The organism is Glaciihabitans sp. INWT7 (genome assembly GCF_014217685.1).
GTDB lineage: Bacteria > Actinomycetota > Actinomycetes > Actinomycetales > Microbacteriaceae > Lacisediminihabitans.
In genome coordinates, this window is sequence record NZ_CP043653.1 from 2,540,529 (window position 1) to 2,563,840 (window position 23,312).

A 23,312-nucleotide genomic window follows, 5' to 3' on the forward strand; every position below is an offset into this window, starting at 1 on the left:
GGTCTCATTTGCGTTTTTTAGGGAGCACATCGTGTCTACCGAGACCACTGAGACCTGGCTGACCCAGGAAGCATTCGACCGCCGCAGCGCCGAACTGGAACAGCTGTCGACGACCGGTCGCATCGATATCGCCAAGAAGATCGAGGCCGCGCGAGAAGAGGGCGACCTCAAAGAGAACGGCGGATATCACGCCGCCAAAGAAGAGCAGGGCAAGATGGAAGCCCGCATCCGCGTCCTCACCGAACTGATCCGCCACGCCAAGGTCGGCGCGGCCCCGACGAGCAACGGGATCGTGCAGTCCGGCACGGTAGTGAGCGCGCGAATCCTCGGCGACGAGAGCACCTTCCTCCTCGGCAGTCGCGAGATCGTCGGCGAAGACAGCGACCTCGACGTCTACAGCGAGGGAAGCCCGCTCGGCGCCGCGATCCTCGGCCATTCGGTCGGTGAGACCGTGTCGTACACGGCGCCGAATGGCAAGGAGATCACCGTGCAGATCGACAAGGTCGAGACCTACCAGCCCTAGGTCTCGATACGCGCCGCCGGGTCTCGATACCCGCGGACGTCGCGGGCCGAGGCCTCAGAAGTCGACGCGAGGCTCGTAGCCGGCCTCGATGAGATGACCGAGCACCCGTTGCACGTGCTCCGGCCCCCGGGTCTCTATGCTCAGCTCGATCTCCACGTCGCTGATGAGTGCGTTACGCCCGTGCCGGGTGTGAAGCACCTCCACGACGTTGGCATTCGCCTCCGAGATCAGTTCGGCGATCCGGGCGAGTTGGCCCGGCCGGTCGGGCAGCATCAGTCGCAGCTTGAGATACCGGTCGGATGCCGCGAGCCCGCGGGAGATCACCCGCTCCATCACGAGCGGGTCGATGTTGCCGCCGCTGAGGATCGCGACGGTGACCCCGGCATCCTTCACCTGGCCGGTCATGATCGCGGCCACGGCGACCGCGCCGGCGGGCTCGACCACGAGTTTCGCCCGTTCGAGGAGCACGAGCATGGCGCGCGCGATGTCGTCGTCCGACACGGTGACGATCTCGTCGACGGCATCCTTGATGATCTCGAAGTTGAGGATGCCCGGCTTGTTCACCGCGATGCCGTCCGCGATGGTCGGCAGGATCTTGATGGCCGTGGAGACGCCGTTGAGGATCGACAGCGGGTAGGGCGCGGCGTTCTCGGCCTGCACGCCGATGATGCGCACGGTGCGACCCTGGAGCGCGAACTTCTGCTTGAGGGCGCTGGCGACCCCCGAGATGAGCCCGCCTCCGCCGATGGGCACGATCACCGTCTGGAGGTCGGGAACCTGGTCGAGCATCTCGAGACCGAGCGTGCCCTGGCCCGCCACGACATCCGGGTGGTCGAACGGCGGGATAAAAACGGCTCCGGTGTTCGCCGCGAATTCCGCCGCCGTGCGCAGAGCCTCGTCTACGGCGTGGCCGCGGAGCACGACCTCGGCACCGTAGTTGCGGGTGGCCTGGAGCTTCGGGAGCGCCACCCCGACCGGCATGAAGATGGTCGCGGAGATGCCGAGCTCCCGCGCGGCGAAGGCGACGCCCTGGGCATGGTTGCCCGCCGAGGCGGCGACGACCCCATGGGACTTCTCCTCATCCGAGAGCCGAGAGATGCGGTTGTATGCGCCGCGGATCTTGTAGGAACCGGTGCGCTGCAGATTCTCGCACTTGAGGTACACGGGAGATCCCAGCAGATCGCCGAGGAAGCGTGAGCTCTCCATCGGGGTGATCTCCGCCACCCGGGAGACGACGGTCCGTGCCGATTCGAAGTCCGCGAGATTCGGTCCCGCGAGAGTGAGCTCAGGCATTCTTCACGGCCTGGCCGAGGGTCGGATCCGGGGTCGTCCGCCACTGCCCGCTCGCCACGAAGTTGACCATCACGTTGAGGGTCGCGATCACCGGCACGGCGAACAGGGCGCCGGGGATGCCGGCGAGGAATCCCCCGGCCGCGACGGCGAACACCACGGCGAGGGGATGCACCTTGACCGCTGTGCCCATGATGAATGGCTGCAGCACGTGGCCTTCGATCTGCTGCACGGCGATCACCACAGCGAGCATGAGAAGTGCCGCGAAGGGGTTGAGGTAGACCAGCGCGATGAAGATGGCCAGCACCCCGGAGAACAGCGCACCGATCACCGGGATGAAGGATCCCAGGAACACCGCGATCGTGATCGGGATCACGAGGGGGAAACCCCCGAAGAAGAGGCCGATGATCCAGGCTCCGAGTCCGATACCGACGGCATCGACGAAGGCGACGAAGATCTGCACGCGCACGAAATTGGTGAGGGTGACCCATCCGGCCTTGCCAGAACCGTCCACGGCGGGACGAGCCTTGCGCGGGAACAGGCGCACCACCCAGGCCCAGATGCCCTTCCCGTCGATCAACATGAAGAGTGTCGCGAAGAGAGTGAGGAGCATTCCCGCCAGGACGTGGCCCGCGGTAGTGCCGAAGCTGACCGCACCGGAGACGAGCGCCTGGCTGTCTTTCTGGATCGCGGTCCAGGCCTGCCCGAGGTAGCCGTTGATATCGGAGTTGGTGAGATGCAACGGCGACGCCAGAAGATACTGCTTGAAATCGTCGTAGGCCTGAACGCTCTGCTTCTGCAGGTCGGGGAATCCGCTGCGCACCTGCAGTACGACGAGCACGACGAGGCCGGCCACCACGGCGATCAGACCGATTTCCGCGAGAGCGACGGCCAGCCACTTGGGCCAGCGATGCCGCACCAGGAAGCTGACGAGCGGCACGAGAAGTGCCGCGAGCAGGATCGCGATCATGAAGGGCACGACTATTTCGCGCAGCGTGATCACCAGGTAGATGAACAGGGCGATCACGGCGGCGATCGCGAGCAGGCGCCAGGACCACGATCCGGCGATCCGGATGCCGGCCGGCAGTGTCGCCTCTGCCTGGTCTCGTGCCGTGTTCGCCTCTGCCGACGCGATGAGTGTCGGGGTGCGTTTGCGGGGACCGAACGTCATCGAGTCAGTCTATGCCGGTGTACATGCGGAAATTAGTATGCGTTTCAGCCGTCGGTGCCGCTCACCGAGACGGCGTTGCCGCGCAACCGCACTGCGACGCTCTCTCCCGGCTGCGGATGCTCGGACACGTCGTGTTGCACCGAGACCAGGGTGCCGTCGGAGAGGCTCAGCTGAGTGCGTCGGAGGGAGCCGAGGAAGCTCGATGCGACGACTCTCGCCGCGAAGCTGCCGGGTGTCGTCGGAGCGACGAGCAGCAGGTCCTCAGGCCGCACGAGGGCGAGCACCGGCCCGCTCAGCGCGGGCGACCCGAGTACGTCGAGCGTCTCGCCGTACAAGCTGACCCGTCCGTTCGACAGGGTGGCGGGCATCCGGTTGCTGAGGCCGACGAAAGCCGCGACGAAGGGTGTCGACGGGGTCGTGTAGAGCTCCTCAGGGGTGCCGATCTGCTCGATGTTGCCGTCGCGCATCACGGCGACCCGGTCGGCCACCGCGAGGGCCTCTTCCTGGTCGTGCGTCACGAACAGCGTGGTGATTCCCAGGTCGGTCTGGATGCGACGGATCTCGTCGCGCAACTGCACCCGCACCTTGGCATCGAGGGCAGAGAGCGGTTCGTCGAGCAGAAGCACGCGCGGCCGGGTCACCAGCGCTCGGGCCAGCGCGATGCGCTGCTGCTGTCCGCCGGAGAGCTGGTGAGCGTAGCGGGCCGCGAGGTGGCCGAGGCCGACGAGCTCGAGGCTCTCGGCCGCACGAGCGCGACGGTCGCCGGCCGCGACCTTGCGCATGCGCAGCCCGAACTCCACGTTCTCGACGGCGGTGAGGTGAGGGAAGAGCGAGTAGGACTGGAACACCATCCCTATGTCGCGCTTGTTCACCGGCACATCCACCACATCGACGCCGTCGATGAGGATGCTGCCCCCGTTCACCTGCTCCAGGCCGGAGAGGGCGCGAAGCGCGGTCGTCTTGCCACACCCCGAAGGCCCGAGCAGGGCAACGAACTCGCCCGGTCGTACCGAGAGGTTCACTCCGGTGAGGGCGCGGTGGCCGGCATAGTCCTTGACGACGTCGATGAGCTCGACTGTTGCGCCGCCGGTCGAGGCTGAGGGGGAAGCGGAAGTCATGAGGCCTTCTTCACGGAACGGGTACGGCGGTCGGATGCGAGGCGGCCGATGAGCAGGAGCAGGACGAATGCGAACGCGAGCGCCAGCAATGAAAAGATCACGGCGACGAAGGGGTCGCTCTTGGAGACCTGCACGAGAGCCGTCTGCAGGTTCACACGGTTGAGCAGCGAGGCGATGGTGAACTCCCCGAGCACCACCGCCACGGTGATGAACGAGGCCGCCAGGATGCCGCGGCGAAGGTTGGGCAGGATGACCCGCCACAACACGCTCCCCCAGCCGGCACCGAGCGAACGCGCAGCCTCGGACAGCGTCACGACATCCACGGCACTCAGGTTGGACTGGATCGCCCGGTAGGCGTAGGGCAGCACGGTGACGCCGTAGGCGAAGGCCAGCGTCCAGATCGAGGAACCCGCCAGTCGGGCCACCACCGAATACACGGGAGCGAGACCCACGACCATCACGATGGCGGGCACCGTGATCGGGATGATGCACACGAACTCGAGCACGCGCCGCAGTCGCGGAAACTGCAGCTGCACCAGGATCATCGTGGGCAGCAGGATCACGAGGATGATCACGACGGTCACCACCGCGAGCAGAAGCGAGTTGCCGAGGCCGGTGAAGATCGCGGCGTAGGTGACCGTCGCCGTCGGGGAGAAGACACCGGCCCAGTGGGTGAGGGTGTAGCCGCCCGCAAGATTGCGAAAACTGAATTCGAGCATCGCGATGATGGGGATAGCGAACACGACGCCGACAACGCCGAGAATCACGGTGCGGGCGACCCGCCCGGGCGCCGCCCCCACGGGGCGCACGCCGCTCACTGCTGCCACCGGGTCGTGCGCGACTGCAGGGCGGAGTAGCCCCACATCAGCACCACCATGATCACGATCATCCCGAGTGCGAGCGCACCGGCCATGTTGCTTCGCCCGAGCACGGTCTCGCTGATGAGGGCCGCGCGGATCTGCAGCGGCACGATCTGCGCCCCCTGGCTGATGAGTGCCGCCGCCGTGGCGTACGACGAGAACGCGTTGGCGAAGAGAAGCAGAAGGCTGCCGAGGAACGACGGTGCGAGCACCGGTCCGGCGATACGCACCCAATAGGTGAGGCGAGTTCCGCCGAGCGTGGCGTTCGCCTCGGCCCACTGCGGCTTCAGCCCCTCGAGCGCCGGCATGAAGGTGATGATCATGAGCGGCACCTGAAAGTAGATGTAGGGCAGCAGCAGTCCAGGCACTTGGTACAGCCAGACCCCGTTCGAGAAGATGTCGATCCCGAGTCCGCGTAGAAACACGGTCACGAAGCCCTGGATGCCGATGGTCGCGATGAATGCGAAGGCAAGCATCACCCCGCCGAATTGCGCGAGCACACTCGCGGCGGAGTCGACCATCGACCGGAGCGCGCCCTGCGGATTCATGCCGAGCAGGGCGTAGCAGACGAGTGCGCCCACGACAGCGCCGACCACCGCGGTGACGGCCGAGACCCAGAACGAACTGGCGAAGGTCTTGAGGATGTCCGGGGCGAACAGCGCGGCGACGTTGGCAAGGGTGAAGTGCCCCTGCGCGTCGAACAGCCCGGAGAGCACGGCGAGCACCGTGGGGATCGCGAGGAAGAGCAACACATACAGAGCGAACGGCGTGAGGCCGAGCACGGAAGGCGACACGGAGACGAGCCGCCGCGCGGTGCGCGGCGGACTCGTCTCGACGGTCACAGCGATGGGGTGGTCATCGAGGTGGGACTTTCCGGTTGAGATGGTGCTACTGGGCTACTGCCGCAGCCCACTTCGCGGTGAGCAGTGCGCCCGCGCTGGTGGTCTGGGCATCCGTCGGAGAGACGAACTCGGACGGCATCTTGCCGGCGACGGCCTGGGCGCTCTTGTCTGTCGTGCCGGCCTTGTCCATCGCGGCGATCTGCACCGGGAACGCGCCGGCGGCCAGATAGAGGTTCTGCACGGCGGGGCTGTAGACGAACTCCTCCCAGAGGCGGGCGGCCGCGGGGTGCGGAGCGTCCTTGTTGATCGCCTGGTTGTAGTAGCTGCCGTAGGCGCTGCCCGGGAAGACGACGGTCTTCCAGTTCGGGGTGGTCGCGGCCTGCGCGAGGTTGTTGTAGCTCCAGTCGAAGACGACCGGGGTCTCGCCGGAGGCGATCGTCGCCGGGGTCGGGTCGAGCGTGAGGAAGTTGCCCGCCTTGCTGAGCTTCTGGAAGAAGTCGATGCCCGGCTGGAAGTCGTCGGCGGTGCCACCGTTCTGGATGGCCGCGAGTCCGACCGCAGCGAAGGCCGCACCGGCCTGGGTCGGGTCTCCGTTGATGGCGACCTTGCCCTTATAGGCGCTTCCCAGCAGGTCTGAGAGCTTCTTCGGTGCCGTCTTGATCACCTTGGAGTCGTAGCCGACCGACATCAGTCCGGTGTAGTCGTTGACCCAGAGACCGGTCTTCTCCTTATTGGCCTCGGGAACGTCGGCCCAGGTGGAGACCTTGTACGGGGCGAATTTCGCGGTGCTGGCGAGGGCGACGGCGGGGCCGATGTCGAAGACATCCGGAGCCGTGTCCTGGCCGGCGAGGTCGTCGGCAGCCTTGATCTCCTCGGCGCTCGAGCCGTCGGGGTTCGCGGAGTTGACGGTGATCTTGGGGTACTTCTTCTTGAACGCGGCGATGATCTTGCCGTAGTTCGCCCAGTTGTCGGGCAGGGCGATCACGTTGAGTGCGCCCTCCTTGTTGGCTGCCTTCACCAGGCCGGCCATGTCACCGAATGCGGAGACGCTCGTTGCGGTCTTGGCGTCCGCGGCGCCGGATGCTGCGGGGGTCGGCGTGCTGGAGCACGCGCTGAGTGAGATGGTGATCGCGGCGACTGCTGCGATTCCGACGATGGTGCGCCTGTTGAACACTTTTCCTCCATTGGGCCGCTCGGCCGCCTGCGCTGTGAGCAGACAGTGGGTACCGTCACGACCTCTGTGGAGGCTAGGCAACGACACTGTCCGCCATGGGTCCCGTCGGTGAACGGGAGGCTAACGACGACCCTACGGCACCCAAACGGGGCGGCGAAAGGTCTCCGCGCCTCGATAGTGTCGAGGCGTGCCAGATTGTGCCGAGAAGTGAGCGACCGCGAGATCTCCGCCGCCCAGGCCCGCCGAATCGCGCTCGCCGCGCAGGGATTCGGGCGGCCACGTCCGGCCGATCCGGGCATCCGCCAGCTCAATTCCACGATCGACAGGCTGGGGCTGCTGCAACTCGACTCGGTGAACGTGTTCGAGCGCAGCCACTATCTGCCGATGTTCGCCCGGATCGGCGCCTACGACAAGGCCGATCTCGACCGCCTCACCTTCGGGCGGAAGAGCAGGTTCGTCGAATACTGGGCACACGAGGCCGCGATCATCCCGGTCGAGACCTGGCCGCTCTACCGCTGGCGCATGGAGGCGAACCGGGCGCGGTATTCGACGCCCGGCAGCTGGGTGGCCGAGAACGGTCCGATGCTCGACTGGTTGCGCGCGGAGCTCGTCTCACGTGGCGCGGTGGCCGCGAGCGAGATCGAGCACGATACCGGCAAGGGAGAGGGGGGCTGGTGGGGCTGGTCCGAAGTCAAGACCGGACTCGAGTGGCTCTTCCGTTTCGGCGAGGCGGTCTCGGCCGGGCGCTCCCGGTTCGAGCGTCGCTATGCACTCGCGTCGGAAGCCCTTCCGACTGCTGTGTTCGAGCGGGAAGTGCCTCAGGCTGAGGCCATCCGCGAGCTGCTTCGACTGTCTGCTCGCGCGCACGGCATCGGCACGCTCTCCGATCTCGCCGACTACTACCGCATCAAGAACGAACCGGCACGAGCGGCCGTGAACGACCTGGTGGATGCCGGGGAGCTGGTGCTGGTGACGGTGCGGGGCTGGAACCGGCCGGCCTTCCTGCATCGTGAGGCGCGCATTCCACGGCGCATCGACGCGACGGCCCTGCTGTCTCCCTTCGATCCTGTGGTCTGGGAGCGCGCGCGGGCCGAGCGGATGTTCGGTTTCCACTACCGCATCGAGATCTACACGCCCGCCCACAAGAGAGTGTTCGGCTACTACACGCTGCCGCTGCTGATCGATGACCGACTGGCGGGCAGGGTCGACCTCAAAAACGATCGACAGAACCGCGTGCTGCGCGTGCAATCGGCCTGGACCGAGCCGGATGCCCCGCCCGCGACGGCGGCGAGGCTCGCGATCCTGCTGCGCGAGACCGCCTCCTGGCAGGGGCTCGAGCGCATCGAGGTCGTGGCCAGGGGTGACCTCTCTCCCGCGTTGGCCGCGGAGCTCGGCGTGCAGGCCCTGCCGATGGCCGAATAGCTCACGCCACCCCATCCCGGGTGCTCGAGGGCCGTGTCTAGAACTCGCCACCGATCTTGTGGAGCCGGGCGACCCGGTCCTCGATCGGCGGATGCGTGCTGAACAGCCGGCTCATGAAGCCCGGCTTGGTCGGGTCGGAGATCCACAGGTGCGCCATGGAGGAGTTCTGTTTGCGCATCGGGCGTCCGTATTCACCGAGCTTCTGGAGCGCACTGGCCAGGGCATCCGGATTTCGCGTCGTCATCGCGCTTGTCGCGTCGGCGAGGTACTCGCGCTGGCGTGAGATCGCCGCCTGCACGCCGGCCGCGACGAGAGGCGCGACGATCATCGCGGCGAGGCCGAACACGAGCACGATGGGGTTGCCGCCGCCCCCACCGCCATTGCGGTCGTTGCCGCGCCCGCCACCGAAGAAGGCGAAGCGCAGGAACAGGTCTGCGATGAACCCGACCGCCACGACTAGGCCGAAGACGATCATCGACACCCGGGTGTCGTAGTTCTGTACGTGGCCCATCTCATGGGCCATCACACCCTCGAGCTCCGAGTCGTCCATCAGATCGAGCAGTCCGGTGGTCGCGGCGACATACGCGTGCTCGGGGTCGCGGCCGGTGGCGAACGCGTTCGGCGCCGGATCGTTGATGATGTAGACCTTCGGCATGGGAAGGCCGTCGGTGATCGACAGGTTCTCCACGATGCGGTACAGGCGCGGATTGTCGGACTTCTGGATCTCCTGGCCGCCCGAGATCGAGATCGCCAGCCGAGAGGCCGCGAAGTACTGGATCGCGGCGTACCCCACCGCGATGACGATCACCGTGATCGCGATCGACGGGCTGTTGTAGACATACGCGGCAAGCGCTCCGAGGGCGCCGATGATCAGCAGGAACAGCAGGATGATGAAGACTGTGTTGCGTTTGTTCTTCGCTATAGCGCGATACATGGAGCTCTAGCTAGAACTGGACGCGAGGCGGCTCCGCGATGGCCGCGGAGTCCACCACCTCGAAGAAGTCGCGCTCGGTGAAGCCGAGACCGCGCACGAAGAGCGTGTTGGGGAAGGTCTTGATCTTGGTGTTGAGCTCGCGCACTCCCCCGTTGTAGAAACGCCGAGAGGCCTGGATCTTGTCTTCGGTGTCGACGAGTTCGCCCTGCAGCTGCAGGTAGTTCTGGCTGGCCTGAAGCTGCGGATACGCCTCCGCGACGGCGAAGATGCTCTTCAGGGCGCTCTGCACGTGGTTCTCGGCCGCTGCCGCATCCGCCGGGGTCGACGCACTGATCGACTCGGCACGAGCCTTGGTCACGGCCTCGAACACGCCGGACTCGTGAGCCGCGTAGCCCTTGACGGTCTCGATGAGGTTCGGCAGCAGGTCGGCGCGGCGCTTGAGCTGCACCGAGATGTCGCTCCAGGCTTCGTCGACGCGCACGTTGAGACGCACGAGCCCGTTGTAGGTCGACCACAGGTAGATGCCGATGATGACGACGAGTACGACGATGACGCCGACGACGATGAGGGTATCCATGACCATTCTCTCGGAACTGGATGCTGCGAAGCGGCGAACCGCAGGACGAGACAACTATATCCGCGACCCATTCCGACCCCGCTTTTTTGGAGCACACTCGGAGCGAACGCCGAGTCGTGACAGGCTCTACTGTCAGCACGGCCACGGGAAACCTCAAGGAGCACGGATGTCACAGGACGCCCGCGAAGCGATCGAACGCCTCAGCAGGAAGGTCGTCGACTTCCCCTCGCCGGGAATCGTCTTTCGTGACCTCAGTCCGGTTTTCGCCGATGGACCGGCCTATACCTCCGTGATCGACGCGCTTCTCGCGCCCTTTGCCGGAAAATTCGACGCCCTGGCCGGAATGGAGGCACGCGGCTTCGTGCTCGCCGCCGGTGCCGCCTACGCGACGGGGCTCGGCTGCGTGATGATCCGCAAGCCGGGCAAGCTTCCCCGCGCCGTCATCACCGAGGAATACACGCTCGAATACGGAACGGGCACGCTAGAAGTGCACCCCGACGAACTCGAGCCGGGCACTCGAGTGTTGTTGCTCGATGATGTGCTGGCCACCGGGGGCACCCTTGCCGCCAGTTGTCGACTCGTCGAACGCGCCGGCTGGCGCGTCGCCGGAATCAGCGTCGTGCTCGAGCTCGGAGAGCTGCACGGAACCGACAAGCTTCCTGATCGTCGGGTGAATTCACTGCTCACCATCTGAGCGATATTCTTGGCGAGTGAGGTTCGACCTCCGAGAGAGGGGCACTCATGTCTTCCCTGCCGCCGCAGCAGCGCAGCTCCGAATCGACTCGCACCACGGGGGCATTCCGCCGCTGGATGTTGCAGGGGCTGACCGAGCGCTCCGGGTCGCATCAAGGGCCGCACGCTCAGGTAGCCGAGAAGACGCACTCGTGGTGGAGGGTCATGTGCCTCACGGGTGTCGACTACTTCTCCACGCTGGGCTACCAACCCGCGATCGCCGCAGTGGCCGCGGGGCTCCTCTCCCCCTTCGCGACCATCGTGCTCCTCGCTCTCACCCTGTTCGGCGCCCTGCCCGTCTATCGTCGGGTGGCGAGTGAGAGCTTCCGTGGATCCGGATCGATCGCCATGCTCGAGCGACTGCTGCCGTGGTGGGCAGGCAAGCTCTTCGTGCTGGTGCTGCTCGGGTTCGCCGCCACCGACTTCATGATCACCATCACCCTCTCCGCGGCGGATGCCTCGGCTCACGCCATCGAGAACCCCTTCGCTCCCGGGTGGTTCCACGGCAACGAGGTACTGATCACCCTCGTGCTCGTCGCGCTGCTCGGAGGCGTCTTCCTTCGCGGATTCCGGGAGGCGATCGGCATCGCCGTGGTGCTCGTCGCGGTGTATCTCGCTCTCAACGTGGTGGTCATCCTGGTCTCGATCGGCCAGATCTTCGCGCATCCGATCGATGTGACCAACTGGTGGAGCGCGGTCAACACGCAGCACGGCAATCCGCTGGTGATCGTGGGAATCGCTCTCGTCGTGTTCCCGAAGCTCGCCCTGGGACTCTCCGGCTTCGAGACCGGGGTCGCGGTGATGCCGCAGATCACCGGCGACGCGAGCGACACCGATGCGAAGCCGGCCGGGCGCATCCGCGGGGCCCATCGGCTGCTCACGAGTGCGGCCATCATCATGAGCGCGTTCCTCATCACGTCGAGCCTCGTCACGACGATCCTCATCCCGCAGAAGGCGTTCCAGTCTGGTGGACCGGCCAACGGGCGGGCGCTCGCCTACCTCGCACATGAATACCTCGGACCGTTCTTCGGCACCCTCTACGACCTCTCGACGATCTGCATCCTCTGGTTCGCGGGGGCATCCGCCATGGCCGGGCTGTTGAACCTCGTGCCGCGCTACCTGCCCAAGTACGGGATGGCGCCGAACTGGGCGCGCGCCGTCCGGCCTCTCGTGCTCGTCTTCACCGCCATCGCGTTCCTCATCACCATCGTCTTCCAGGCCAACGTGGATGCCCAGGGAGGCGCCTACGCCACGGGCGTGCTGGTGCTGATCACTTCGGCGTCGGTCGCGGTGACGCTCTCCGCCTTGCATAAGAAGCAGCGCAAGCGCACCGTCGGGTTCGCCTTCATCGCCCTGGTGTTCCTCTACACGACCATCCAGAACATCCGGGAACGGCCGGACGGCATCCGTATCGCCGCGCTCTTCATCATCGGCATCCTGGTGATCTCGATAGTGTCGCGGGTGCAGCGATCGCTGCAGTTGCGGGCGACCTCGGTCGAGCTGGACGCCACCGCCCTCGAGTTCGTGACCGCCGATGCCGCCCACGGTCACATCCGCATCATCGCGAACGAACCGGATGACGGCAGCAAGTCGGAATACCAGAAGAAGAACTCCGACGAGCGCCGCTTCAGCCACATCCCCCAGAAGTCGAAGATCATCTTCCTCGAGGTGCACCCGGCTGATTCCTCCGACTTCGAGGAGGACCTGCTCGTGCGCGGCATCGAGAAGCACGGCTACCGGGTGCTCGAGGTGAACAGCGGCAACATCCCGAACACCATCGCCGCGGTGCTGCTGCAGATCCGCGACGAGACCGGAATGGTGCCGACGATCTACTTCGAGTGGAGTTCGGGAAACCCGATCTCCAACATGTTCAAATTCCTCGTGACCGGGGTCGGCGATGTCGCACCGGTGACCCGCGAGGTGCTTCGTGAATCGGAGAAGGACCCGAAGCGTCGACCCGGAGTGCACGCGAGTTGAGCCGGCGAGCACGCACTCAGACGCCGAGCACGCGATCCAGGTACGCATTGGTGAACGCCCGGTCCGGGTCGAGTCGATCACGCGCGGCCACGAAGTCGGCGTGATGCGGATAGACCGCCGCGAGTGACTCTGCGTCCTGGTAGTGGATCTTGCCCCAGTGCGGCCGCCCCTGGTAGCCCCGCATGATCTGCTCGACGCCCCGGAAATACTCCTCCGGGTCGTCGCGGAAGTAGCGGTGCACAGCGATGTAGCCGCTGTCGCGCTGTGACGCGGTCGATAGCCAGTTCTCGTCCGCGGCCGCGACGCGCACCTCCACCGGGAAGGAGATCCGCCAGCCGCGCGAATCGATGAGCGATCGGATGTCCCGCAGCGCATCCGGAATCGCCGCCCGCGGGATCGCGTACTCCATCTCGCGAAACCGGGTGGTGCGCGGGCTGACGAAGACCTCGTAGGAGTGATCGGTGTAGGTGCGGTTGCCGTAGACGCGGGTGGCGAGACGGTTGATCCCCGGCGTGAGCGCCGGTGCCACCCGGCCCACGTTGCAGAGCATGGCGAGCACGGCATTCGACAGCACTCGGTCTTCCAGGAACGCGGCCACCGGGCCGACGGGGTGCCGCTCGGCATCCACGGGCAGCCGCGTGTTGGACTTCGTCATCACACCGTCGGTGTGCGGCCACCAGTAGAACTCGAAGTGATCGACGGCGGCCACGCGCTGGTCCAGCCCGTCGAGCACCTCGTCGAAGCCCCCGGGGCGTTCGACGGCGTGCAGCAGGAAGGCCGGCACGCACTGCAGAGTGAGATCGACGAGGATGCCGAGCGCACCGAGTCCGAGGCGTGCAGCGGGCAAGAGCTCGGGGTTCTCGGTCTCGCTGATGCGCATGATCGAGCCATCCGCCGTCACCATCGTCACCGCGACGATCTGAGCGGCGAGACCGGGGTAGCGCGCACCGGTGCCGTGGGTGCCGGTGGAGGTCGCTCCGGCGATGGTCTGCCGGTCGATGTCTCCCATATTCGGCAGAGCGAGCCCGTAGGGGCCGAGCAGTGCGGGCAGTCGGTGCAGCTTGGTTCCTGCCGCAAGGGTGACTCGGTTTCGCGGCAGGTCGACTCCGAGCAGTCCCTCGAGGCGTGACACGTCGAGCTGCACATCCTGCGCGCGGGCGATGGCGGTGAAGCTGTGACCGGCGCCGACGGTCTTCACGGTGAACTCGCGCTCGCGGGCGAAACGCACGATCGCCGCCACTTCGTCGACGCTCGACGGGCACGCCATCAGGAGCGGACGCACCGACTCCGAACGACCCCAGTTGCGCCAGGTCGTGCCCGGGGTGATGCCCGCGATCGCTGTTTCGACTGTCACCATTCACTCCTCAGCGAGACTCTACTGCGAGCGCGTTTCGAATCTGTCACAGGAAGACCTTGCCTTCGCCGCGGTAGGTCGGTGCCGATTCGACGACGCGATCTCCGTCCACCAGTACGAAAGCATCGAGGTGCTCGCTCAGCTCGCCGGCCTTCGTGTGCCGGAGCCACACGCGGTCACCGACCTGCAGCCGGGCAGCCGCCTCGCCGGTGAGTGGGGTCTGCACCTCTCCGGCCATCTCGTTGGGGACCATCTTGGTGCCCTCCGGCCAGGCCACGACGGGAAGCCGATCGACCCCGGGCGGACCGGATGCGACCCACCCGCCGCCGAGTAACGTCGCCATCTGCGCCGAGGGTTTGCGCACCACCGAAAGCACGAAAGAGGCGGCGGGAGCCGGGAGGAAGTGGCGGTAGTGGTCGAAGAGATGAGGGCCGAACAACCCGCTGCCCGCAGCGACCTCGGTCACCGCCTCCTCCGCACTGGTCGACTCGAGCGAACCGGTGCCGCCTCCGTTGACGAACTCGAGGTCGGCGAGTGAACGCACCGCCGCGACGGCCTGCGCCCGTCGCGCGGCAAGCTCGTTGGCCGAATTCTTCTGGATCCAGCGCACTGCCGCGCCCCGGGCTGCGCTCGCCGGCTCGTTCACGAGCCCGGCGATCTGGCCCTCGTAGGCCATCAGCCCGACCAACGCGAATCCGGGGCGGGCGACGATTCGTTCGGCGAGAGCCCGGGCATCCTGTGCGGTGAAGACCGGGGAACGGTAGGTGCCGAGATGGCCGAGTACCTTCGGATTCCAGGAGGCGTCGAGCTCGAGACAGACTCGGATGCGTTCACGGTTTTGGGGGGAGATCACGGCGTCGATGTAGTCGAGCTGTTCGACGCTGTCGACCATCAGCGTCACCCTCGCGGCGAGCAACGGGTCTAGCCCGAGTCGCCGGATCGCCGCCCGGTCGACGCTCGGGTAGCCCACGACGACGTCGGTGATGCCCTCGTGCCGATCATCGCCCTCCGCGAGCCAGAGCGCCTCGGGAAGGGTGTAGGCGAGCACCCCGGAATAGCCGGGAAGAGCGAGGACCGCATCGATCACGCTGCGCACCCGCACCGATTTCGATGCGACCCGGATGGTCGTGCCTCTCGCTCTCCGCAGCATGTCGAAGGCATTGTGGGCGAGGGCGGGCACCGAGATCACGCCGAACGGGGGGTCGAATTCGGCCGTTGCGCCCTGGAGCGACGTCCAGTATTCGGCCGGACGGAGCCAGGGGGAGTCCGCGGGCGGCAGGAGAGACAGCGGCATCAGCGCACCGATCGGATCGGCAGAACGGCGAGTGCACCGAGCAGGGCTGCTAGCGCGGAGAGGACGAACAGCCCCTGGAAGCCCGCGAGTGCGGCGACCACGAATGCTCCGATCAGCGGCGCGATCGCCTGGGGCACGGCCGTGGCGATATTCATGATTCCGAGATCCTTGCCGCGGGTGTGGGCATCGGGCAGCACCTGTGTCGCCAGCGCCTGGTCGACGGACAGGAAACATCCGTAGCCGAGACCGAGAATTCCGGCTGCCACCATCGCGACACCGAGCACGGGCACGAAGGCGAGCATCAGGGCCGCGACGCCCTGGAGTGCGGCGGCGGCGAAGACGAATGCCTTGCGCCGACCGAGCCGGTCGGAGAGCCGTCCGAGCACCAGAGAGGCGAGCACCACGAACACCATGTAGATGAGGATCAGCACGAGCAGCACATCGTCGGCGTGCTCTACTTTCAGGCCGTCCTGCAGAAAGTAGAGCAAGAGGGAGGTGCCGAAGGCGTTGCCGAAGTTGACGAGGATGCGGCTGGTGAGGGTCCACCCGAAGTCCGGATACTGCCGCGGGCTGATCCAGAAGCCCGCGACGAGGCCGCGAAGGGTGAGGGGCGATCTCGCGGACCTGGGGAGCACGGCATCCGGGATCCGCAGCACGAAGGGCAGCACCAGCACCACCAGCAGCACCGCGACCACGGTGTAACCCACCACCTGGCTGAGCACGAGAACCACCACGAGCAGCACGCCGAGGATGGTGCCGATCGCCTGGGGGGCGGAGATCCATCCCGAGACGAATCCTCGCTGCTGCACCGGCACCTGGTCGGAGATCACCGCGGTGAGCGCGGCGGTGAGCACGCAGAATCCGATGAGGGCCAGGGACCAGAAGATGCCGATACCCAGAAGCGACTGCTGCACGCCGAGCAACACGAGCGCGGTGGCGAACACCAGCGCGCCCCCGAGAATCCAGGGCCGGCGGCGGCCGAGCCTCGACGTCGTGCGGTCGGACAGTGCGCCCGTGAGCGGAAAGGCGATGAGCGCGAACACGCCGGCGATCCCCGACACGATGCCGAACGCGACCACCTTGTCGACCCAGTAGGTAGCGCTGAGCTGCGCCTCGACCTGGGCGGGCAACAGCAGCTGGATCGGCGTGAGCTGGGCCATCCAGACTCCGAGCCAGGCAATGGCGAAGAGCGCGATCCATCCGCCGGAGACGGGCCGTTTCGGCTCGCCGAACACCTGCCCCACCGAGTCGGTGGTCGAACGGTCGAGGGCGGGGGTCGTCATCGGACGTCCACATTGCCGGCGACGAGCGGCAGCTCCACAGCGAGCGCGCCGATCGTGTCCGCGGCGAAGTCCATCAGGCGCCCCGCGGCGACGTCGTCGCGGTCGGCGAGCCAGGCGATCGTGAGCCCGTCGGTGATCGCGATGAGAATGCGCGCGAGCTGTTCGATCGGCAGGGTCCACTCCACCGCGGTGAGCTCGGCACCGCGCTCGAGAAGGACGCGGGCGGTGTGGAAATAGCTCGCATACTGCGCCCGGGGCAACTCCTCGAGGCCCGGGGTCCGCAGCGCGTACTGCACGAGCTCCTGCATCGCCTGCTCCCGCGACGGATGGGCTCTCAGCAGGTCGAAGTATGCCTGAAGCCCGGCTCTGACGGCCGAGCGGATGTCCGCATCCCGGTCGAGGGCCTCGAGAGTGACGCGCTGCTCGTCCTGCACCACGAAGGCGATGAGTTCGCGGATCATCTCGTCGCGCGACCGGAACGCGTAGTGGAAGCTCGCGAGCGACATCTCAGCCTCGGCGACGATCGCCCGGGTGGTTGCGCCGTGCACGCCGTCGCGGTCGATGACCCGAAGGGCGGCCCTCACCAGTGCGGCTCGTCGTTCTGTGGAACTTACCCGGGCCATACCGGCTCCTCTCTGTGGGTCACTCGTCCCAGTCGCGTGACTTGAATCATGGCGGGGATCATCGGCCGCGTCAATATGCCGATCGACTCCGGTGCCCTCCCTCTCGATCGGTTGAGCGGATGATTACTCACTTCCATTACCACGCACAGATAATTGACATCGGTCACGATGCCGTGCTGAATGGACTCACGGTGCAGCCCTCACGCTCGAGCGTCCCCCCACGTCCGTTTCGCGATCGCGGAGCGAGCGCATCCCGCCGACGCCTCCTGACGGTGCTCGCCGTCGCCGGCTTCGCGTTGCAGTCCGTCCTGGTCCTGGGAGCCGCCGCGGTCCCGCCCGACTCGCCGAGCGCGGCGGATTCGACAGAAGTGCCGGATTCGGCGACTGCCGCGACCGCAACCCCCACGCCGAGCCCCTCCCCCACGCCGTCTGCGATGCCCTCGAACTTCAGCTTCAGCGCGCCCGACTTCTCTCCCACGAATGCCGTGCGGCTGAGCGGCACCAAGGACGCGGGAAGCAGCGTCGTGATCTCCCCCCGCTCGGCCACGGGCAGCCCCTTCTGCACCATCCCGGCCTCCGATGACACCGAATTCGACTGCACCGCGGCCGTGGCGAGCGGCGCCGCGATCAGCCTCATCGCGGTGCAGACGCTCGCCGGGGTGGCATCCGCCCCTCTGTCCGCCACTGTGGACGTGCTCGGAGCGCCCACCATCGACGGTGCGCCCGAATCTCTGACGACCGGCATCATCTCCGGCTATGGCTTCGCGGGCAGCACCGTGACCGCGGTCGTGGACGGCGGGGCGGCCGGATGCTCGTCCGTCGCGACCGACGCCGGCTACTGGTCCTGTGTACTCACCGTGCCCTCCGGACCCTATGTGATTCGGGCGAAGCAGTCGCGCGCCGACCTCGGCGGTGGGGCATCGTCGTCGCTGTCCGGCTCCCTCTCCCTCGTCGTGGACCGGGATTCCCCGGCGAGCGCGGTGATCACATCACCGGCACCAGGCAGCCAGGTGGCCGGCACCCAGGTCGCCGTCTCGGGAACCGGAGAGGCCGCGCCCGCCGGACTCTCCGGCACGGCAGACGTGTACCTCGACAACCTTCCCGCCTGCCAGTCGGCAATCGTCGGCGGCACCTTCAGCTGTATTGTCGGCGGAGTTTCGAAAGGTCCCCACAGCCTTCTGGTGATCCAGCGGGATGCCGCGGGCAATTACAGCGCTCCGAGTGCGCCGATCACCGTCACCTTCGGTTCGCGCGGCGCCGCGGCTCCCGCTCCCCCGGCGATACCACGACCGCCAGGCTCCCCCGCCGTTCCGAGTACGCCGCCGAGCGCCGCCCCGCCGAGCACGACTCCCAGCGCACCGCCTTCTGTCACCCCCCTGCCTCCGGGAGGCTCCATCGACAACTGGGGAACTCCGACGACCTTCGGTGCGATGCTTCCCACCCTGTCGAGCAGCGTGACGTCGGGCAATCTCGCACTCGCCCCGCTCCTCGCGATCGCATTCGTGCTGCTCATCGCGTTGCCGCTGCGCCTGCTGGCCGGGGCGCTTCGCGGACGCATCCGAATGCCGTCGCTGCAGTTCACCGGCCGCAATCACGCTCGGCCTTCGGCGTCCGTGCCCGTCATCGAATCGGCACCGTTGAACCCCTGGGTCGTCGGAGCGATTCCGCTGGCGGCAGCGGCGGCGCTGATCGTCATCGCCGGCGGGGTCGACGACCAGGTGCGTTACCTGAGACTCAGCCTCGCGGTGGTGATCGGTCTTGCCGTGCTCAACGTGGTCGGGGTGGCCGTTGCGACCCGATGCGGCTCATTCGCGCAGCGCGTCAGCGGCCGGCTGCGGTTCGTGCCACTGTTGCTCTTCGCCGCGGTTGTGGCCGCGGTGCTGTCGCGGGTAGCGGGCATCCATCCCCCGGTGATCGCCGGCGTGCTCATCGGGGTGGGGTTTTCGAGCACAGTCGCCGCTCGAGCGCGCGCGATCGTGAGCCTGGTGGAGATCGGATCGGTCACCGTGCTCGCCGCCGGCGCCTGGCTGCTTCACGGCCTGTTCGGAGCCGCATCGGGATTCTGGGCGCTGTTGGCCGCAGAGTCCCTCGCCACCATCGCGCTCGCCGGACTCGGATCGGTAGTGGTGCTCATCCTCCCGATCGCCTCCCTGCCCGGGCGAGCGGTATTCGAGTGGTCTCGACCGGCCTGGCTGGCGACGATCACGGTTGCCGCGCTGTTCGCCTCCGTCGTGGTGCTCGGCGGCGGCGACGCATCCTTCCCTGTGATCGGCGCGATCGTCTGCGCCGGCGCCTTCGCCGCCCTCAGCGTGGCCGTGTGGGGTTGGTTGCGCTTCGTCGAACCCGGCGCGGTCGAGCTGCACGACTAAGCTAGCGCCTCCGCAAGAGTGGGAGGGTTCGAACCGGGGCGCGAGACCGTGACTGCGGCGCAGGAGACGGCGAACTCGCCGATGTCGGCCAGCACGGTCTGGTCGAGAGCGTCGCCGCCGGCGAGCGCGGCCGCATCCACTCCCGAAAGCAGGAGAGCCTGTAGTTTGTGCACGACCGCACTCATGAAGGAATCCCCCGCACCGATGGTGTCGGCCACCGTGACTCGCCGGCCCGCCACGCTCACACGATCAGTCGCTGTCGCCAGCAGCGCTCCGGATGCCCCGAGAGTGACGATTGCGAGCGTGGCACCCATCGCCAGGAGACGGTCGACGACCCCGTCGGGAGTCAGCTCGCCGAAGAGCCAGAGGGCGTCTTCATCGCTCACCTTGACCACGGTGGACAGCGCGGAGAGCCGCTGGACGACGGCAAGCGAGTCGGGCTTCGACCCGATGATCGAGGGGCGGATGTTGGGGTCGAAGGTGATGATCGCCCGACGCTCCGCAGCGGCCTCGAGCATGGCTTCGAGTTGGGATGCCCCCGGCTCGAGGAAGGCGGCGATCGAGCCGGTATGCACTAGCGCGCTCTGGTGGACTATCGAGCTGTCGGGCAGGTCGGCAACGAAACCCAGGGACCAGTCGATCAGAAACTCGTAGCTCGCCGATCCGCTGTCATCGAGGGTGGCGGTCGCGGTGGAGGTGCGCCCGTCGACGATCGAGCCCGGCACGAGTGGAACCCCCGCGGAGGCGAGGTAGTCGGCGATGACGACACCGCGCGCGTCCGTGCCGAGGTTCGTCAACAGCTGCACCGGGCTGCCCAGCCTGGCGAGACCGACGGACACGTTCATCGGCGATCCGCCCGCATGCTCGTCGTGGCCGCCCGGCGAGGCGACGACATCCATGAGCGATTCGCCGATCACGAGCACTCCCGCCGAGGGAGAGGGGGCTTCACGGGTCATGCGGTTCATCCTTTCGTGGCAGGGCCAGAGCTTTCACGGCAGGTCCAGTGCTTTCGGGGCAGGTCCAGTGCCGACGGTGATCGGGGACAGCATCGTGAGCCGGGATCCGCCTCCCACGACCAGTCCTCCCAGCCTCAGGTTGAAGTCGTGTCCGTGGCTGCTCGCGAGGTGCTCATCGAATGCGGCCTGGTCACGATAGGTCTCATAGACGAATACCGTATCGGGCGAATCGACGCGGTGGTGCGGATCGAACACCATGTTGCCCGGCTCGGCTCGCACCTGCTGTGCGAACTCCGCGATGAGGTCGGAGACGAGAGCGTGGTTGCCTGCGGTGGCGGTGAATTCGGCGTACAGCGCGATCGTCATGTGGTCGCGGTGCCCGTCGCCACTGTGCCGGAAACGGGACCGACCGAGCCGCGAACGACGAGTTTCATCGGCAACACGACCGATCGAAGAGCCGTGGCACTACCGGTGTCGGCGTGGACGGCGTCCGAGGCGATCTGCGCCACGAGGTTCTCGACGGCGGCTTCTGCCATCGCCTCGATGGGAAGGTCGACGACCGTGAGCCCGGGGGTGAGCACCGGCGCCAAGGGCGCATCGTCGAACCCGATGTAGGAGATATCGACACCGACGGTGAGACCGCGTTCCTTGGCCACACTCAGCATCGCGAGAGACACGTTCGCATTCGAACCGAGGATGGCCGTCGGCGGGTTTGCAGAATCGAGGATGCTCCGAACAGCCTGCCGAGCCGTCTCTCCGCCGTCCGCGGCGAACCACACCCAATCGTCGCCCACCGGCAAGCCCGCGGCAGCCATGCCCTCGAGATACCCCTCGGTGCGGTCGTGCAAGGTGGAGACGAGGCCATCCGGCCGCACGGAGGTCTGGCCGTGGATGTTCGCGGTCACCACCACGAGGCCGATACGGGTGTGGCCCCTGGCCCGGAAGTGGTCCAGCGCATCTCGCGCCCCGGCACGGTTGTCTGCCGAGATGCTCGGAAGGTCGAGGGAATCCAGAGTGCGGTCGAGGAGCGTCACCGGCTTGCCCTTGAGCGCGTCGGGACTGATGAATCGCAGGTCGTGCACCGCACTCGGAACCAGGATGACGCCGTCGACCTGTTTCTCCAGCATCACCCGCATCGAGTCGCGCTCTGCCGAGAGGTCTTCGTTGGTGTTGGAGACGAGCACCTGGTAGCCCTTGCGGTGCGCGGCCTCGATCACCGCACGCATCGCGAGGTCGAAGACGCTCAGCCCGACCTCGGTGATGATGAGGCCGATCGTCTGGGTCTTGCCGGCCCGCATCGAGCGAGCGAGAACGTTCGGCACGTACCCCAGAGTCTCCGCGGATCGACGCACCTTGTCCCGGGTCTCGGAGTTGACGACACCGTAGTCGGAGAGGGCGCGGGAGGCGGTGGCACGAGAGACACCCGCGTGCAGGGCGACATCCCTGATCGTGAGGGGGGCTTCGTTACCCGATTGTTTCATGAAGGAATTCCTGTGCGTTTGACAGCGGCGTTGAACGGTGTGATGATCATACCCACATCAGCGAGATCGATCTCATAAAACTTCTGAGATCGATCTCACCCCCTCGTCGAACTTCACAGCCCGGCCACGTGCCGGTCCCCCACGGTCAGACGAATTGATGTCGCGGAATGGCATAAGCGATCCGCGACCATGCACTCAAAGGAGAGTTACCAACAATGAACCGAATCGTCAAAACTGGGGCTGTGTTCGGGGTCGCGACGACCCTCTTGCTCGGCGCAGTCGCGTGCAGCTCCACCTCCGGAACCACCAGCTCGAGCGGTGCATCCAAGTCCCTGACCATCGCGTTCGTGATGGGTGCGGAGGCGGATCCCTTCTTCAAGGCGATGAAGGTCGGCGCCGAAGCCGAGACCACCGCCAAGAAGGCGAAACTGGTCTGGCAGGGCGATCCCTCGGTCTACTCCCCCGCGACCCAGATCCCCATCGTCGACCAGGTGCTGGCGCAGAAGCCCAGCTGCCTGGTGCTCATCCCCACCGACCCCAAGGCGCTGCAGGCCTCGGTCACCAAGGCGAAGGCCGCGGGCATCCCGGTCGTCAACGTCGACACTCACGTCGAGGACCTCAGCGATGTCGTCTCCTTCATCACCGGAGACAACAAGCAGGGTGGCGAGGCTGCCGCAGACGCGATGGCCAAGGCGATCAAGTACACCGACGGCCAGAAGTACCAGGTCGTCGCCGGACTCACCTCCGCCACCGCCACCACCAACGTCGACCGCCTCGAGGGCTTCAAGTCGCAGCTCGCCTCCAAGTACCCGGGCATCGACCTCGTCGACACCGCGTACTCGCAGTCGCAGGCCGCCACGGCCAACAGCAACGTGAGCAACTGGCTCACCAAGTACCCGAACCTGAGCGGCATCTTCGCGATCGATGGCACCAACGCCACCGGCGCGGCCTCCGCCCTTCAGGCGAAGGGCCTCACCGGCAAGGTCGCCCTCATCGGCTACGACGCGTACCAGACCAACGTCGACCTGATCGGCAAGGGCGTCTTCACCGCGCTCATCGCCCAGGACCCGGCCGAGGAAGCCCGCCAGGCCGTCGACACCTGCGTCAAGTACATCGAGACCAAGTCGAAAGACGGCATCACCGCCGCAGTGACCCTGCCGAACATCCTGCTCGACAAGTCCACGTCGGCAGCCGACCTCAAGAAGTACACCTACGTCCAGTAAGTAGGCAGCACCTCTCGTCCGGTGCCGCGAGACTCTTTCGTCCGCGGCACCGGACCACTCCCCCACTCTGTACAGTGCATTACACGCAACGAAGCGAAGGGCCGATCGT

General features: G+C 66.6%; 21 protein-coding genes. 6 read left to right on the forward strand and 15 right to left on the reverse strand.

Translation table 11 applies throughout. The annotated features are described in order from the left end of the window. The first annotated feature begins 31 nt into the window (after nt 1-31). Nucleotides 32-523 carry a transcription elongation factor GreA gene (gene greA, locus F1C58_RS12270; RefSeq protein WP_185201375.1) on the forward strand — a complete coding sequence of 164 codons (492 nt, stop codon included), beginning with the start codon at nt 32-34 and terminating at the stop codon, nt 521-523. Nucleotides 524-577: 54 nt separating this feature from the next. Here greA and ilvA read toward each other — a convergent pair whose 3' ends face one another. Genes ilvA through F1C58_RS12300 form a run of 6 tightly spaced genes read right to left on the reverse strand, consistent with a single transcriptional unit; the run spans nt 578 to nt 6,978 of the window. Continuing rightward, nucleotides 578-1,816 (reverse strand): threonine ammonia-lyase, encoded by a 1,239-nt coding sequence (gene ilvA / locus F1C58_RS12275; RefSeq protein WP_185201376.1) that lies wholly within the window; start codon nt 1,814-1,816, stop codon nt 578-580. After that, entirely contained in the window at nt 1,809-2,984 is a 1,176-nt protein-coding gene (locus F1C58_RS12280) for an AI-2E family transporter (protein WP_185201377.1), read from the reverse strand. Before F1C58_RS12280 ends, ilvA begins: the two co-directional genes overlap by 8 nt. A 44-nt stretch (nt 2,985-3,028) precedes the next feature. Beyond that, nucleotides 3,029-4,102: an ABC transporter ATP-binding protein gene (locus tag F1C58_RS12285; RefSeq protein WP_185201378.1), complete on the reverse strand. Its 1,074-nt coding sequence runs from the start codon at nt 4,100-4,102 to the stop codon at nt 3,029-3,031. Further along, the gene (locus tag F1C58_RS12290) at nt 4,099-4,929 is read right to left on the reverse strand and encodes an ABC transporter permease (RefSeq protein WP_255461092.1); all 831 of its coding nucleotides are present in this window, start codon (nt 4,927-4,929) and stop codon (nt 4,099-4,101) included. Before F1C58_RS12290 ends, F1C58_RS12285 begins: the two co-directional genes overlap by 4 nt. Next, a complete protein-coding gene (locus F1C58_RS12295; RefSeq protein WP_255461093.1) occupies nt 4,917-5,804 on the reverse strand; it encodes an ABC transporter permease subunit in 888 nt (295 codons plus the stop codon). The genes F1C58_RS12290 and F1C58_RS12295 overlap by 13 nt, the downstream gene beginning before the upstream one ends. Before the next feature lie 46 nt (nt 5,805-5,850). Continuing rightward, a complete protein-coding gene (locus F1C58_RS12300) occupies nt 5,851-6,978 on the reverse strand; it encodes an ABC transporter substrate-binding protein (protein ID WP_185201379.1) in 1,128 nt (375 codons plus the stop codon). A 207-nt stretch (nt 6,979-7,185) separates the two neighbouring features. Here F1C58_RS12300 and F1C58_RS12305 point away from each other — a divergent pair, with 207 nt between their 5' ends. After that, nucleotides 7,186-8,400, forward strand: coding sequence for a winged helix-turn-helix domain-containing protein (locus F1C58_RS12305; RefSeq protein ID WP_185201380.1), 1,215 nt, complete (start codon nt 7,186-7,188; stop codon nt 8,398-8,400). A 37-nt stretch (nt 8,401-8,437) separates the two neighbouring features. Here the strand turns inward: F1C58_RS12305 and F1C58_RS12310 are convergent, their stop codons facing one another. Both F1C58_RS12310 and F1C58_RS12315 read right to left on the reverse strand, forming a co-directional pair. Continuing rightward, the gene (locus tag F1C58_RS12310; protein WP_185201381.1) at nt 8,438-9,334 is read right to left on the reverse strand and encodes a M48 family metallopeptidase; all 897 of its coding nucleotides are present in this window, start codon (nt 9,332-9,334) and stop codon (nt 8,438-8,440) included. Between the two features lie 10 nt (nt 9,335-9,344). Continuing rightward, nucleotides 9,345-9,911, reverse strand: coding sequence for a LemA family protein (locus F1C58_RS12315; protein ID WP_185201382.1), 567 nt, complete (start codon nt 9,909-9,911; stop codon nt 9,345-9,347). A gap of 166 nt (nt 9,912-10,077) precedes the next feature. On the opposite strand from F1C58_RS12315, the gene F1C58_RS12320 reads away from it, so the two are divergent. Both F1C58_RS12320 and F1C58_RS12325 read left to right on the forward strand, forming a co-directional pair. Then, the gene (locus tag F1C58_RS12320) at nt 10,078-10,605 is read left to right on the forward strand and encodes an adenine phosphoribosyltransferase (protein ID WP_185201383.1); all 528 of its coding nucleotides are present in this window, start codon (nt 10,078-10,080) and stop codon (nt 10,603-10,605) included. A 47-nt stretch (nt 10,606-10,652) separates the two neighbouring features. After that, on the forward strand, nt 10,653-12,620 hold the full coding sequence (locus F1C58_RS12325; RefSeq protein ID WP_185201384.1) for an amino acid transporter: 1,968 nt from the start codon (nt 10,653-10,655) through the stop codon (nt 12,618-12,620). Between the two features lie 16 nt (nt 12,621-12,636). Here the strand turns inward: F1C58_RS12325 and F1C58_RS12330 are convergent, their stop codons facing one another. From F1C58_RS12330 to F1C58_RS12345, 4 genes are read right to left on the reverse strand one after another with little or no spacing between them, the layout of a single operon-like run. Next, complete coding sequence (locus tag F1C58_RS12330) at nt 12,637-13,974, reverse strand: D-arabinono-1,4-lactone oxidase (protein ID WP_255461094.1); 1,338 nt, start codon at nt 13,972-13,974, stop codon at nt 12,637-12,639. Between the two features lie 46 nt (nt 13,975-14,020). Beyond that, nucleotides 14,021-15,268, reverse strand: coding sequence for an amino acid deaminase/aldolase (locus F1C58_RS12335; protein WP_185201386.1), 1,248 nt, complete (start codon nt 15,266-15,268; stop codon nt 14,021-14,023). Further along, complete coding sequence (locus F1C58_RS12340) at nt 15,268-16,551, reverse strand: MFS transporter (protein ID WP_185201387.1); 1,284 nt, start codon at nt 16,549-16,551, stop codon at nt 15,268-15,270. Before F1C58_RS12340 ends, F1C58_RS12335 begins: the two co-directional genes overlap by 1 nt. Further along, nucleotides 16,548-17,174, reverse strand: a complete 627-nt coding sequence (locus F1C58_RS12345) for a TetR/AcrR family transcriptional regulator (protein ID WP_185201388.1) — start codon at nt 17,172-17,174, stop codon at nt 16,548-16,550. The genes F1C58_RS12340 and F1C58_RS12345 overlap by 4 nt, the downstream gene beginning before the upstream one ends. Nucleotides 17,175-17,293: 119 nt before the next feature. Here F1C58_RS12345 and F1C58_RS12350 point away from each other — a divergent pair, with 119 nt between their 5' ends. Then, on the forward strand, nt 17,294-19,543 hold the full coding sequence (locus tag F1C58_RS12350; protein ID WP_185201389.1) for a hypothetical protein: 2,250 nt from the start codon (nt 17,294-17,296) through the stop codon (nt 19,541-19,543). Here the strand turns inward: F1C58_RS12350 and F1C58_RS12355 are convergent. Genes F1C58_RS12355 through F1C58_RS12365 form a run of 3 tightly spaced genes read right to left on the reverse strand, consistent with a single transcriptional unit; the run spans nt 19,540 to nt 21,980 of the window. Continuing rightward, nucleotides 19,540-20,499, reverse strand: coding sequence for a carbohydrate kinase (locus F1C58_RS12355; protein WP_255461095.1), 960 nt, complete (start codon nt 20,497-20,499; stop codon nt 19,540-19,542). The genes F1C58_RS12350 and F1C58_RS12355 overlap by 4 nt on opposite strands. 33 nt (nt 20,500-20,532) lie before the next feature. Continuing rightward, nucleotides 20,533-20,865 (reverse strand): putative quinol monooxygenase, encoded by a 333-nt coding sequence (locus tag F1C58_RS12360; RefSeq protein ID WP_185201391.1) that lies wholly within the window; start codon nt 20,863-20,865, stop codon nt 20,533-20,535. After that, nucleotides 20,862-21,980: a LacI family DNA-binding transcriptional regulator gene (locus F1C58_RS12365; protein WP_185201392.1), complete on the reverse strand. Its 1,119-nt coding sequence runs from the start codon at nt 21,978-21,980 to the stop codon at nt 20,862-20,864. The genes F1C58_RS12360 and F1C58_RS12365 overlap by 4 nt, the downstream gene beginning before the upstream one ends. A gap of 215 nt (nt 21,981-22,195) precedes the next feature. Here F1C58_RS12365 and F1C58_RS12370 point away from each other — a divergent pair, with 215 nt between their 5' ends. Continuing rightward, the gene (locus F1C58_RS12370; RefSeq protein ID WP_185201393.1) at nt 22,196-23,203 is read left to right on the forward strand and encodes a substrate-binding domain-containing protein; all 1,008 of its coding nucleotides are present in this window, start codon (nt 22,196-22,198) and stop codon (nt 23,201-23,203) included. The last annotated feature ends 109 nt before the right edge of the window (nt 23,204-23,312 follow it).

What these genes read in the sequence shown, in the direction of transcription:
- ilvA (WP_185201376.1), bottom strand. Translation starts at nt 1,816, where the DNA reads ATGCCTGAGCTCACTCTCGCGGGACCGAATCTCGCGGACTTCGAATCG.
- F1C58_RS12280 (WP_185201377.1), bottom strand. Translation starts at nt 2,984, where the DNA reads ATGACGTTCGGTCCCCGCAAACGCACCCCGACACTCATCGCGTCGGCA.
- F1C58_RS12285 (WP_185201378.1), bottom strand. Translation starts at nt 4,102, where the DNA reads ATGACTTCCGCTTCCCCCTCAGCCTCGACCGGCGGCGCAACAGTCGAG.
- F1C58_RS12310 (WP_185201381.1), bottom strand. Translation starts at nt 9,334, where the DNA reads ATGTATCGCGCTATAGCGAAGAACAAACGCAACACAGTCTTCATCATC.
- F1C58_RS12315 (WP_185201382.1), bottom strand. Translation starts at nt 9,911, where the DNA reads ATGGATACCCTCATCGTCGTCGGCGTCATCGTCGTACTCGTCGTCATC.
- F1C58_RS12320 (WP_185201383.1), top strand. Translation starts at nt 10,078, where the DNA reads ATGTCACAGGACGCCCGCGAAGCGATCGAACGCCTCAGCAGGAAGGTC.
- F1C58_RS12325 (WP_185201384.1), top strand. Translation starts at nt 10,653, where the DNA reads ATGTCTTCCCTGCCGCCGCAGCAGCGCAGCTCCGAATCGACTCGCACC.
- F1C58_RS12335 (WP_185201386.1), bottom strand. Translation starts at nt 15,268, where the DNA reads ATGCCGCTGTCTCTCCTGCCGCCCGCGGACTCCCCCTGGCTCCGTCCG.
- F1C58_RS12340 (WP_185201387.1), bottom strand. Translation starts at nt 16,551, where the DNA reads ATGACGACCCCCGCCCTCGACCGTTCGACCACCGACTCGGTGGGGCAG.
- F1C58_RS12345 (WP_185201388.1), bottom strand. Translation starts at nt 17,174, where the DNA reads ATGGCCCGGGTAAGTTCCACAGAACGACGAGCCGCACTGGTGAGGGCC.
- F1C58_RS12350 (WP_185201389.1), top strand. Translation starts at nt 17,294, where the DNA reads ATGATTACTCACTTCCATTACCACGCACAGATAATTGACATCGGTCAC.
- F1C58_RS12355 (WP_255461095.1), bottom strand. Translation starts at nt 20,499, where the DNA reads ATGACCCGTGAAGCCCCCTCTCCCTCGGCGGGAGTGCTCGTGATCGGC.
- F1C58_RS12360 (WP_185201391.1), bottom strand. Translation starts at nt 20,865, where the DNA reads ATGACGATCGCGCTGTACGCCGAATTCACCGCCACCGCAGGCAACCAC.
- F1C58_RS12365 (WP_185201392.1), bottom strand. Translation starts at nt 21,980, where the DNA reads ATGAAACAATCGGGTAACGAAGCCCCCCTCACGATCAGGGATGTCGCC.
- F1C58_RS12370 (WP_185201393.1), top strand. Translation starts at nt 22,196, where the DNA reads ATGAACCGAATCGTCAAAACTGGGGCTGTGTTCGGGGTCGCGACGACC.